Genomic DNA, 12,584 nt, shown 5'->3' with positions numbered 1-12,584 from the left:
AAACTATATATTTGATCCATTGAGTTGGTGCGGGCATAATGAAGGAAACCGGGAGGAGGATGAAGCATGAGGAACGAGCATTCTGGGGAATGGCATGCGGAGCATTACGATGCCCACATTTCGTATGTTTCACGATTAGGGAAATCGCTGCTGGAGGTTCTGGAGCCTAAGGAGGGAGAACGAATTCTCGATCTGGGCTGCGGAACGGGCGATTTGGCAAGCGAGATCTCGTCCTGCGGCGCGGAATGCGTCGGACTGGACAGCTCGGAGGCGATGGTAAAGGAGGCGAGGCGGAAGTACCCGGACATCCGGTTCGTTCATGGAGACGGACACTCGTTCCGCTTCCCGGATGAACGGCCGTTCGATGCCGTGTTCTCGAACGCGGCATTGCACTGGATGACGCGTCCGGGTGAGGTGGCGGAGTCGATTCGCGGGGCGCTGCGTCCCGGGGGCCGGTTCGTTGCGGAGCTGGGGGGACAGGGGAATGTGGCGCGGATCAGAGGAGCTCTGTCGGCGCAGCTTCAGGCCGCAGGCGTGGACGTCGCCTCACGTAATCCTTGGTACTTCCCCATCTTGGGCGAATATACCGCTTTACTCGAACGGTATGGTTTGGAAGTGCGATTCGCCGAGCTGTTCGACCGTCCGACTCCGTTCGGCGATGGAGAGAACGGACTGCGCCACTGGCTGGACGCCTTCGCCGGCCGTCTGCTCGAGGGATTGGACGCACAGACGAAGGAACGGATTTATGAAGGCTGCGAGAAGGCGCTGCGCGCGGAATTGTACGACGGCATCCGCTGGATCGGGGATTACCGGCGCCTTCGCGTGCTGGCTGTGAAGGTTTAGCCGCAATTCCGGCCTGTAGAGACGGGAAGGGCAGCGGACAGCCGCTTTTCGACAACACAGGGCCTCTCGCCGGCGATAACACCCGGCGGTGCCTTGGGCCGGCAGGATGGTGCGTTGTCGGCGATACGGAGTCGCAACGGGCCCTTTTTACAAAAAAAATGATGTTCGTTCCGCGAAAAATTTGGTACAATCATCGTATATTTTCATTATGTAAGCGCTTCATTGGAACGGCTCATTCAGCCTGTCCCAAGCGTCTTCGACAGCAAGAAGGGAGCTCGATCAGGATGGGCTGGATTCACAAAGTCCGTTGGATCCGGTATGCGGTATCCGCGGTTATTATCGGGTTATCGTTTACGGCTTATCATATCATTACCGTAGAGGGCGAAGGGCGTTCACCCAAGTTCGTGCTCATACGGCTGGAGGATATCGGGCCGGGAGGACAATACGATTCGATAGATCAAGTCGGGAAGCTTCGCGCCGTGCTGGAATATCTGGGAAAGGATCAAACGGCCTATCATCTCGCCGTTATTCCGCGATGGATCAATATGCCCGCGGATAGACCGGTTTACGATGTACGGCTGGACCAGCCGCATGATGCGTACGCCGAGGCATTCCGGACGGTGCTTCACCAAGCGGTGGAGCGGGGCGCTACGCTCGGAATGCACGGGTATACCCATCAGGTGGGCAGTGTGCGGCGCGGGGACGGCCAACACGAATCCGGGATCGGCAACGAATTCAACGTTCCGGGCAGCGACGAGACGCTGACGGCGGCCTACGCCGAGCCCCGGTTGAAGGAAGGGCTGGCGATTCTGCAGCATGCGGGCTTGAAGCCGCAGTTCTGGGAAGCGCCGCACTACCGCTCCACGCCGCAGCAGGATCAGCTGTTCCGGACCTATTTCGGCTTGAATTATCAAGCGGACGTGCAGGCGAACCGCAATGCGCCGACAGCCCAGTTCACGAATACCCGGAATACCGGCTCCGGCGTCCCTACTTTGGGCGCGGCTTATGTACCTACACCGTTCGATTATATCCCCTCGAATCGCGATGAGAAAATCATAACGGATCGTGTCGGCAAGTCGAATCATTTGGCGTCGTTCTACTTCCATCCGTTCATCGATTTCAAGAACCTGGTGCCGGTATTGAACGAAGACGGGGAGCCGGTCCTTCGGGACGGCATTCCGGAATATCGGTACGCCGACCTCGGCAAGAGCACCCTGCATAAGCTGATTACGGGGCTTAAGGCCAAGGGCTATACGTTCTATTCCATTCAAGACTATATTCCCTTCACTCCTGCGCATAGCGTTCCCCTGCAGCCGAATACGAAGCTGATGCTTGAGGATGCCGACGGAGACGGTCAGGCCGACTGGATCGGGTGGAATACGAAGACGGGCGCCGTAACGGTCCAGCCGGGACGGTTCGGAGGGTTCCGCAACGAAGAACAGCCCGCACCCGCCGTATGGGGTCAAGCGGACTACGTGAAAGGCACCGCATCCGCCGTCAGCGGGAAGGATGCCGCCGGACTGTGCAGCCTGTGGACTATTCAGCCGGGCGGCCGGCTGGCGCGTCTCGTATCCGACGGCACGAAGTTTCATCTTGGCGCTGTCTGGAAGACGGAGGACCGTACCTGGGATGAACTGTTCGCGATGCTTCAGCCCGACGGAAGCACGCTGCTTGCGGGAATCACCAAAGACCGGATGCAGCTTAGCGGCTGGCTGATTCAAGGAACGGAAATGAAGACGCTGAAGCCTTTTCGCTTCCGCAGCGAGGTGAAGGGAGAGTTCCAAGTGCGCCATAACGGCGGCACGTCCCTCTTTATCTCCAAGGCCAATGCCGTCGACGGGCTCGAGGTCCGCATGGAACCGGGTACGCTCCAGTGGAAGGTTACGAAGCTGGACCTGGGTATCCCCAGTGAGGACGGCTGGCTGCGCTTCGGCGATTTCAACGGCGATGGCCGTGAGGATGTGCTTCGCTGGAACCCGGCAACCACGCAATATACCGTTTACCTGAAAGGCGGGGACGGCGAATGGAACCTGCTCTCCACCCTGGGGCCTTGGGGGCGGGCGAATGACGGATCCCAGCTTCTGATTCACGATATGGACGGCAACGGAAAGAGCGATCTTGTCCTGCTGAACCGCACCGACGGCTATGCGGATTTGGCTCTTTCCTTCGAGAACGGCAAGCTGCCTGCTCCCTGAAGAGGAAGCAGGCTCAGGCTTTAGAGAAACCCATGAAATAGAGAAATCTGCCTTGGTATCCCAGTGGGGTATCCCCTTCCGGCCGCTGTTGTTACCCGTAAAATTTTCAATTTATTCGCTTTTGCAGAGGTAATTTTCCGATAACAAAGGCGGACGCTATCGCTCCTGCAGGGGATACCCCACCTACTACCTTTTGCATTTTTCTGGATATCCGGGTTTCTTGTCAATCTGTGCCTGCTCCCTGAAGAGGAAGCAGGCTTTTCTTAGTTGATAAGAATTTATAAGAATTCGTAACTTATTGCTTCGCATCAACCTTGATAAACGCGCTGGTCCTTGTAAGACAAGGACGACGTAGCCGATTATCCTGGTTACGATATTATCCATCATTTCAAGAAAAGCACCTTTAAGACACGAATGCAGCTTCACCGAAAAGGGCTTATCAGAAGCTCTCGACGTCATGTAACGGGTTCTTAAACGATTCTTTCCCTTGTCATTCCTGGTATGTCTAGGGCACAATGGAGGAAGCGGTCTGACAGATCGGTGAATGAAGGAGGACAACATGAAAACGGCATTTCAGGAATTTACCCGCCACTGGAAGCTGATTCTGGGGCTGGCCCTGCCGTCCGTCGTTTCTTTCGCCTCCGCAACTGTCACAGGAACGATCAACCTGATGATGGTGGGGCCGATGGGCGCTCTCGTCATCGCGGTGGTAGGCGTATCCAATATTATTTGCTATAACGTATGGGCGCTCACTTCCGGACTGGGGCATTCCGTTAACTATCTTGTCGCACAAAATTACGGTGCCGGCGAGATGAATAAAGCGGTCGAACGTACGTATGCCGCTCTCGCCATCGGACTTGTCATTTCGCTGCTCTCGGCGGCGGCAGGCTGGGCGGCCCCGGCCTTCATCCTGAAGGCAATGGGCAGCTCGCCGGAGCTTGTCCGCAGCGGCACGGCTTACCTCGGCTACCGCTTGTTCGCTGTAGCCTGCACTACGATGAGCTTCGTCCTGCACGGCTTCTTTCGCGGAATCGGAGATACGCGCACGCCGATGCGGATGTCGCTTCTTGCGAATGGCGCCATGATTTTCTTCACTTACGCGCTGACCTACGGCAAGCTGGGCTTTCCGCAGCTTGGTTTGGCGGGGGCGGGACTGGCCGTTCTTATCGGCGAAGGGCTTGGACTTGCCGGCAGCGGATATGTGTACTTCTGGCGGCTGCATCCGTTATACGGCACCCGCGGAAGGGCCCGGATCAGCCGTGCCGAAGCCAAGCTTATCGCATTCGAGAGCGGCAAGCTCGGAACCCAGGAGCTGGCGATGAGCGGGGCAATGTTTGTGTTTACCATGTTTGTAACCCGTCTCGGCACAGAGGCGCTTGCCGCCAACGAGATCGCATTGAACGTCATGGGGCTTGGCTTTATGCCGGCTTTCGCTTTCGGAGCTACGGCAACGATTCTAGTAGGGCAGGAGCTCGGGAGGGGGCAGCCCTACCTGGCCCGGCGCATGGGGACGGATACGGCTGTTCTAGGAAGCATTTTCCTGCTCCTGCTGGGCGCAGCCGAATTTCTTTGGGGCGAGCAGGTTGCTAGGCTGTATACCGCTGATCCCGGGGTATACCATTTGGCAGGCAAGCTCATCGGGGTGTCCGCGTTCCTGCAGCTGTTCGACGGCTTGCTGAATTATTATGCCGGCGGCCTCCGCGGCTTGGGTGATACCGGCTTTTTGCTGAAGGTATCGCTGCTGCTGAACTGGCTGCTGTTCATACCGCTCGCCTATCTTCTTACCTTCCATTTTGAAGGCGGAAGTATAGGGGCATGGGTTTCGCTATATGCCTTTCTGACGGTCTTTGCTCTCGCGGTTTTGATCCGGTTCTACCGGACCGATTGGGGGGCTGCTCGTTTGAAGCGGGCCGAAGCGGCGAAGCTGTAGCCGCTCCCCTGCTTTTCCGGGATCAAGCCCTGGAGGAGCAGGGGATTTTTGCTGTCCAAGAGCAATGATAAGCAGGATTTTGGTGAAGAGTTAGCGAATGTAGACAGTGTGAGAAATTGGCGATTTTTAGGTAAATGTGTCACAAGCGGCAGAGCAGTCTGCTGTCGAATAAAAGGAGCGATCGGCTGAAGGTGATGGAAGCGGACGGCAAAGGCCGGATACGAATCATTTATTGGACCGGGGCGGTCATGCTGCTCCTCCTTCTGATCATGCTCTGCTGGAGCCTCTTCAGCTCTCGGTCATGGCCCCAGGAGCAAGCCTTCTACTCCAGCAGCGGCTTGCCCGCCTTGCAGCTGCCGGAGCAGCGCACGGATCTGCCGGACGAAGCCCAGCTTCACCCGGGGATGAGCGAGCAAGAGGAGCGGCAAGCTGCGCCGTCCGGGAATGGAGCAGAGAACGACACGGACACGGATGCCCCGAGCAATAAGCCGGTTCAACTGCCGCCTGTATTTCCGGGACAGACGGACATGAAGCGGGACGGGGAGGGCGGGATAGAAGTCCCGCTCGTCATGATCGATCCGGGGCACCAGCGGAAAGGAAACAACGAACCGGAGCCCGTCGGCCCGGACACGAACGAGACGAAGCCGAAGGTCAGCTCGGGCACGATGGGCGTGCGAACGAAGAAGCCGGAGTACGTGCTCAACCTTGAAGTATCCGAGCGGCTGAAGGATGAGCTGACGGCCAGGGGCATTCGGGTTGCCATGACGCGGGAAACGCACGAAGTGAATCTAAGCAACAAACAGCGTGCCGAGCTGGGGAACGACGCCCGGGCCAGCCTTGTCGTTCGGATTCATGCGGACGGGGATGCTTCGCCTAAGACACGGGGCTTATCCGTGTTGTATCCTTCCCGGGCGGTTCCCGCCACGAAGGCCGTTGCGGAGAAAAGCTTCCAAGCGGCGGCTTTCGTTCTGGAGCAGTTGCAATTAGCGACAGGCTCGTCCAACCGGGGCCTCGCGGCCCGGACGGACTTGTCCGGCTTTAACTGGTCCAAGGTTCCTGTCATTCTGGTCGAGCTCGGCTTCATGACGAATCCCGAGGAGGATGTACAGTTGTCAGAGCCGGATTATCAACTTAAGCTGGCCAAAGGAATTGCCGAAGGGATCGATCGGTTTTTGAAGACCGGGGGAGAGTGAGAAAGACAAATGCCCGGCGATTTATCTTATAAACGGTTTGTTGCGGTAGGTATGATCGCTTGCTTGATTTCCACCTTGCTGTATTACGGATGGAACCTATTGTTCTTCCAGTACAATAGCGCGCCCAAAGTGATTCAAGGGGAGCTGGATTTGTCCGGTTGGGATTTTGCCAGAGACGGAAACGTCCGATTGAACGGGGAGTGGGCTTTTTATTGGCAGCGGCTCGTTGGCCCCGAGGAGTTTCATTCTCCTGAGGCGCCTGCTCCGTCCCTGTATGCGGAGGTGCCGGCTTCGTGGAATCATTTGAAGGTTGACGGCCGGAGGGTCCCGAGCGAGGGCTTCGCGACGTATTGCATGACGCTGAAGCTTAAGCCCGGCCAGGACTTGCTCGCAGTTCGCATACCCACCATCAATACCGCTTACCGCCTGTGGGTGAACGGCAGCGAGGCGGCGTCGGCAGGCACGGTAGGCATGTCCGCTGAAGGAACGACCCCCCAATATCATCCTGCCATAGCGGTTATGCATACCCATGAATCGACGGTGGAGCTAGTGCTGCAGGTATCGAACTACTCCCATCACAGAGGAGGGGTTTGGCAGCCCCTTGAGGTCGGGAAGGTGGATTCGATGGTCGGGAAGCAGGCGCTCTCCGTCGGCTTCGATATGCTGCTGATCGGCAGTGTGATGATTATGGGATTGTATCACTTGGGCCTGTTCACCGTGAGAACAAAGGATTGGCCGATCCTGTTCTTTGGTTTATTCTGCCTCTTGATATGCCTCCGAATGACCATGCTCAGTGAAATCGTGCTGACGAAGCTGTTCCCGAATTTCGACTGGACGGTTCAGATCCTTCTGGAATACACGAGTGCGGCGCTCGCCATGCCGTTGTTCGCGCTCTTCTTCTCCGGATTGTACCCGCGGGAGAGCTCGCGCTCGTTCAACATGGCGCTGTGCCTTGCTTGTATAGGCTACACGGCCGTCGTGGCCGTACTAACCCCGCTTAAAATGACGGAATGGCTGATCGTACTGCAAGTGTACCTGCTTTGCGGCATGCTGTACATTCTAGTGATCGTGATCTTGGCCTTCCTGCGCAAACGGGAGGGGGCGGGGATTCTTCTGGTATCGTGTATTTTATTTGCGTTATCGATTGTCAACGACATGCTTTACGCCCACGAGCTCGTGAAGACAACGGATAAAATGACCGTCTTCGGTCTGCTCATTTTCATTATCTCCCAGGCGCTGCTGCTTTCCATTAAACTCTCCAAAGCGTTCTCGAACGAAGAACGACTGTCCGCGCAATTGACCGAACTGAACAACGGTTTGTATGGTAAAATTAAGGAACATACGCATAGCTTGGAGCTGGCGAACGAAGCGCTGAAGCAAACCAATGACGAGCTGTCGCGGCTTGAGATTTCGCGCAGCCATCTGCTAAGCAACATCTCCCATGATCTGGGGACGCCGCTGACGACCATTCAGTGCTATATCGAAGCGATACTCGACGGCATGGTCGATACGGAGGAACAGAAGGACCGGTACCTGCGGCTCATTCACGGCAAGGTGCTCGGCATGGACCGGCTGATTGAGGATTTGTTCCATCTGTCGCAGCTGGAGGCTAGGCAGATCACGTTCAAGAAGCAAACGTTCCGTACGGATCGGCTCATGGAGATGCTCTTTTCCCGGTACGAGCTGGACACCCGAAATGCGGGCATCCGATATTCCTTGACGATGAACAGCCCCGCTTCAAGCGGAAGGGCGTTCGCGGCGGTCGAGGTGGATTTGGAAAGGATGCACCAGGTGTTCTCGAATTTGATCTTCAATGCGATTAAATTCACCCGGGAGGGAGGCTCCATCGAGGTGGAGATGGCGGATGACGAGGACGGGATGCTATGCCGGGTGACGGATTCGGGAGAGGGCATCGTGCCGGAGGATTTGCCTTACGTGTTCGACCGTTTCTACTCCAGCAACCAGTCCCGCAGCTCGGTGAACGGGGGCAAAGGTCTCGGACTGTCCATTTCCAAGGAAATCGTCGAATCCCACGGCGGACGCATTTGGGTGGAACGCTCCGAACCGCAGCGGGGAACAAGTATTTGCTTCTGGATCCCTGTTCGCAGGGAGGAAATGAGCTTGACCGAGGGCAAGGTGAACGCCTATCTTTGATATAAGTCCAACAGGCGGAGGTGGAATCATGACAGGGCAAAAAATCATGGTCGTGGAAGATGATTTGGAAATTCGGGAAGTGATACGTCTTTACTTGGAAAAAAACGGATACCGGGTCGTTATGGCGGATAACGGGAACGACGCCGTAGCACTCACGGCCATGGAGCAGCCGGATCTGGTGATTCTCGATGTTCTGCTGCCTGGAAAAAGCGGCTTCGATACGTGCCGCGAGCTTCGCGGCCTCTCGGCCGCTCCGATTCTATTCCTCAGCTGCAAAAAGGACGAATCCGACAAGATAACGGGACTTAATCTTGGCGGGGACGATTACATTACGAAGCCGTTCAGTCCGAATGAGCTGGTGGCCCGGGTCAAGGCGAATCTTCGGCGTCCGCATCTGGAAGCGGGCTTGTCGGAGCGGCATCCGACCAAGATGAGCGTAGGAACCATTCAGATCGACCGGCTCAGCCGGGTGGTCAAAATTGACGGGCAGGAGGTGCCGCTGTCCCGGAAGGAATTCGATTTGCTCAGCTTCCTCGCTTCCCGGCCGGAGCAGACCTTCAGCCATGAGCAGCTGTTTCGCGAAATCTGGGGTCAGGAGTGCTTCAACGATACGCGGACGATTATCGTGCATGTCAGCAATTTGCGCAAAAAAATCGAACCGGACCCTTCCCGTCCGAAATATATTATTAATGTGCATGGTGTGGGATATAAATTTTCGAAGATTAGCTGAATCGGCTGAGGCGCCGCCGTCCCCTCAAGGGGCGGCGGCGTTTGGTATTTCAGGGGAGTCATCGAAAGGAGGCTCGCGCGGTCTGCGGGAATGCGCTTCCCAGACGCTGGGCGGTTACAATGGCGAACGCCAGCAGCAGCGGGGCTTGCGATCCATGCGAGGAGGTCGTGTTCGAGCCAGACGACCTGAACCTTGTGAGCGCTTCCAATAGGCTGATGCACAATAAGCCGTCGGTTCCCCATAGGGCTGATCCTAGAGCTCCCCAGGTTTTTGCAATTTTTTTGCATATCCGGGTTTTTCGGCAATCTGAGTCTGCCGCCTTCGGGCGTCAGGCTTTTTTTGTTACAGCTGTGACAAGCAGGGTTAAGCCCACGGCTCCTTCATATAGCTTCGTTCTCTATCCAGCCATGAGCAAAGCCCTTGACGTCGATCGTTTCCGGTGTATGTCAGGGGCTTTGCGGCTGAGGCGCTCCGGTTATTTCCGTCCCTCTTTAATTTCCCGATGACGGGATATGACAAGATCGATAATACATCGGTACACGCCGACGGCGTATTCCGGCCGGAGACCCCGGCTCATCGAGAGCTCGGCAATTTTCCCGAATTGTTCGGCTTCGCGGTTTATATCCTGAACCGGCAGTCCGTGCTCCGCCTTGTAGATTCCGACCTCTTCCGTGATTTTAAACCGTTCGGATAATAAAGCGATGATTTCCTGATCGATTCTATCGATCTGCTCCCTTAAATCTTGCAGTTCAGCGGTCCCCATAGCGTTCTCCCTTCATTCTCCGGGTATACTGCATTATACCTTGCCCCTGAGCGCCGCGTCATCATCTCGGCGGGTGAAATTCCCAAACTGCGTCAGGCCTGCCTTGCGCCCAAAGGCTTAATTTAATCATATACTCCAGTTAAATTACCGTAATTAAGCGTTTACAAATATCGTGTATGCTTTAGAGGTATCGACTACTAAGCGAAGCGGGGAGTTATGATGAGGCATTCATTATCCATCGTACTTGCGTTCAGTTTGTGCGGAGGCTTGCTTGCAGGCTGCAGCGGGGCAAAAGGCGGCGATCCCGGACAGACAAAAGCATCCGAGACGTTCGAGCTGCCGAGCGATCCGGTGACGGTTCAATTTGCCGCAAGCACTACGATGTTTCCGGAAGAGGATTTCCAGCGGTATGTTGCGGATCCGGTGAAGAAGAAATACCCTAATATTACGGTGGAGCGGATCAATACCTCCGAGAAAGGCAAGAGCATGAACGACCTCGTCGTGGCGGGAACCGTTCCCGATATTGTCGTGCTCTACCCGGGCAACCTCAACCAACTGAACGACTTGGGGCTTGCCTTCAATCATGAGGAGCTGATGAAAAAACACAAATTCGATTCGGCTCGAGTTATTCCGGAGATGCTCGAGACGATCAAGATCGCCAGCAACCAGAATCATCTTCTCGGTTTGCCCTCGTACAACAACGCGTTTGCGCTTTTTTACAATAAAGATGTATTCGACCGGTTCGGTGTCCCTTATCCGAAGGACGGCATGACGTGGGACGATGTTAAGCAGCTGGCGCTGAAGCTGACGCGGATGGACGGCGGCATTCAGTACCGCGGCATTTATGCCGATAACTTGTACCGCGGCGGGCGGCAGCTGGCACTTCCTTATGCCGACTTCAAAACGGGGAAGGCTCAAATGCAGACCGATGCCTGGAAGGAGCTTATGACGCTTTGGGCCGGACTGTATGATATACCGGGGGTGATGGCGGGCGACTTTAAGAGCCTGAACTACGGCAAAAACGAGCAGGCCCTCGTTAAAGGAGAGCTGGCCATGCTGGTAGGCTACAGCAATACGCTGGGAATGCTGCGCAAAGCCCCGGATGTGAAATGGGATTTGGTTGCCTATCCCGAGAATAAGAAGGCGCCCGGCGTCGGTCAGCGCGTGGATACGCCGGTGCTCAGCATAACGAATCAAAGCAAAAACAAAGATGCGGCCTTCAAAGTGCTGGAGACGGTGCTCTCGGATGAAGTGCAGTCCGACATGGCCAGGAACGGCCGCGCGCCGGTACTGAAGGACGAGAAGGTAAGGGCTCAGTACGGCCAGGGCATTCCGGAATTCCAAGGCAAGAACCTTGCTGCAATGATCAAGCCGAAGCTGGCGGTTATTGCGCCCCTAGGCAATATCAACGAAGGAGACTTCGACCGAATCTCCAATGCTGCTTTTCAATCGGTCGCTAATAAGGAGAAGGACATCAACACGGCGCTTCGCGAAAGCGATGAACAGGTGAACAAGGTGCTGGAAGCGGCGAAGAACGGTACGAAATAAGGAACAAGGCCCCTTTAGGCTCAAGCGAATCCGCGAGCTGAAGGGGCCTTGCCGTCGAAATCACTCTCCGAACAGCTTGCGGGACCGGACCGCGAACCATACGGATACGGCGGCGGAGACGAGCAAGAGCAGCTCGGCGATCCACAGCGGGAACGCTTGCTTCTGAGCGAGGGCTGCGAAGAAGTCGACACCGGCATGAAGGGTGACCGCCAGCGCAAGGAATCGAAGCTTCCGGCTGCGGTATCATAAGGACTCGGAGCCTACTTCTTGACTATGAAGCCGGGTGTGCCGCTTCAGCCAATCCGCCAAAACGGCCAGCAGCTCCGGATCTAACGGAACGGGGGTGAGTTTCTTGTAAAGCTTTAGCAGGCCCAGCATCGTGGGCGTTTCCCCGGTTTTCTTCAAGATATGGGTCATATCCGGAATCAAATGCCACTCTGAAGGGCCGCTGACGGATTCCGCCAAGAGGCGGGCGTGCTCCGGAGGCACCTGGATATCCTTCGTCCCCGTAACCGCCAAGACGGGACAGGTCACTTCGGCTAGAATGTCGGACGGCCGATAAGCATAGTGCTCGCGGAACCATTTGGCGTTCATTCGCTTCCCTTTGATGCGAACTGCAGGCTCCTCGGACGCCAGCAGCCTTTCGATAATCTTCTTGTTCTGTCTGCGGGCCCGTTCCGGAATCCGCAGGAGGCGGACAAGAGCGCCTTTCCACCCGTTCAGCTGACTCAGCTCCAGCAGGGCCTGCTCGGATTGACGCGCCGATATGTCCTTTAGGGAGAAGGCCGAACCGGCGATCAGCAGCAGGCCTCCGATCCAAGGCCGCTTGACGAACAAGGCGGGGGCCAGCATCGCGCCCTCGCTGTGCCCCAGCACGAAGACGCGCTCCGGATCAGCCATCGGATGCGCCCGCAGGAAGTCCGCGCAGGCGGCCGCATCGTCCGCCAAATCCCATAATCCGGCCGCAGCGGCGTCCCCTCCGCTGGCATAAGAGCCTCTTTTATCATAACGGAGGGCTATGCAGCCCTGTTCTCCAAGAAATTGAGTCAAATCTTTGTACAGGTTCATCTTGAGCATCCGGTTGTTGCCGTCCCTGTCGTTTGCCCCTGTCCCCGGAACGATCAATATGGCCGGAGCTTTCCTGCCCGCTTCGAGCAGCGGTAAGGTGAGGGTAGCCCCCAAGGGATACGCGCCTTGGATCGTGATGGTCTCTTCAGTATACGGCATA

The 12,584-nt window shown here is 56.3% G+C and carries 10 protein-coding genes; 8 read left to right on the top strand and 2 right to left on the bottom strand.

Translation table 11 applies throughout. The features are described from left to right. Positions 1 to 66: 66 nt before the first annotated feature. The 6 genes from O9H85_RS14075 to O9H85_RS14050 all read left to right on the top strand — a co-directional run bounded on the left by O9H85_RS14075 (position 67) and on the right by O9H85_RS14050 (position 9,045). Positions 67 to 843, top strand: a complete 777-nt coding sequence (locus tag O9H85_RS14075) for a class I SAM-dependent methyltransferase (RefSeq protein WP_269882060.1) — start codon at positions 67 to 69, stop codon at positions 841 to 843. Positions 844 to 1,127: 284 nt separating this feature from the next. Next, complete coding sequence (locus tag O9H85_RS14070; protein WP_269882059.1) at positions 1,128 to 3,038, top strand: DUF2334 domain-containing protein; 1,911 nt, start codon at positions 1,128 to 1,130, stop codon at positions 3,036 to 3,038. A 559-nt stretch (positions 3,039 to 3,597) separates the two neighbouring features. Continuing rightward, on the top strand, positions 3,598 to 4,968 hold the full coding sequence (locus O9H85_RS14065) for an MATE family efflux transporter (RefSeq protein ID WP_269882058.1): 1,371 nt from the start codon (positions 3,598 to 3,600) through the stop codon (positions 4,966 to 4,968). 134 nt (positions 4,969 to 5,102) lie between these two features. Further along, positions 5,103 to 6,161, top strand: a complete 1,059-nt coding sequence (locus O9H85_RS14060) for an N-acetylmuramoyl-L-alanine amidase (RefSeq protein WP_269882057.1) — start codon at positions 5,103 to 5,105, stop codon at positions 6,159 to 6,161. 9 nt (positions 6,162 to 6,170) lie between these two features. Continuing rightward, positions 6,171 to 8,315 (top strand): sensor histidine kinase, encoded by a 2,145-nt coding sequence (locus O9H85_RS14055; protein ID WP_269882056.1) that lies wholly within the window; start codon positions 6,171 to 6,173, stop codon positions 8,313 to 8,315. 28 nt (positions 8,316 to 8,343) lie between these two features. Then, the gene (locus O9H85_RS14050) at positions 8,344 to 9,045 is read left to right on the top strand and encodes a response regulator transcription factor (RefSeq protein WP_269882055.1); all 702 of its coding nucleotides are present in this window, start codon (positions 8,344 to 8,346) and stop codon (positions 9,043 to 9,045) included. A gap of 475 nt (positions 9,046 to 9,520) precedes the next feature. Here O9H85_RS14050 and O9H85_RS14045 read toward each other — a convergent pair whose 3' ends face one another. Then, entirely contained in the window at positions 9,521 to 9,808 is a 288-nt protein-coding gene (locus tag O9H85_RS14045) for a chorismate mutase (RefSeq protein WP_269882054.1), read from the bottom strand. Between the two features lie 219 nt (positions 9,809 to 10,027). Between O9H85_RS14045 and O9H85_RS14040 the strand changes: the two genes are divergently transcribed. After that, a complete protein-coding gene (locus O9H85_RS14040) occupies positions 10,028 to 11,356 on the top strand; it encodes an ABC transporter substrate-binding protein (RefSeq protein WP_269882053.1) in 1,329 nt (442 codons plus the stop codon). A gap of 48 nt (positions 11,357 to 11,404) precedes the next feature. Then, positions 11,405 to 11,605, top strand: a complete 201-nt coding sequence (locus tag O9H85_RS14035; RefSeq protein WP_269882052.1) for a hypothetical protein — start codon at positions 11,405 to 11,407, stop codon at positions 11,603 to 11,605. Here the strand turns inward: O9H85_RS14035 and O9H85_RS14030 are convergent. Further along, positions 11,600 to 12,583, bottom strand: a complete 984-nt coding sequence (locus O9H85_RS14030; RefSeq protein WP_269882051.1) for an alpha/beta hydrolase family protein — start codon at positions 12,581 to 12,583, stop codon at positions 11,600 to 11,602. The two genes, O9H85_RS14035 and O9H85_RS14030, sit on opposite strands and share 6 nt — an antisense overlap. Position 12,584: the final 1 nt, after the last annotated feature.

Source organism: Paenibacillus gyeongsangnamensis (assembly GCF_027533625.1).
Lineage (GTDB): Bacteria > Bacillota > Bacilli > Paenibacillales > NBRC-103111 > Paenibacillus_G > Paenibacillus_G gyeongsangnamensis.
The sequence above is the reverse complement of the archived record's forward strand: the minus strand, read 5'-3'. Positions and strand labels throughout refer to the sequence as shown.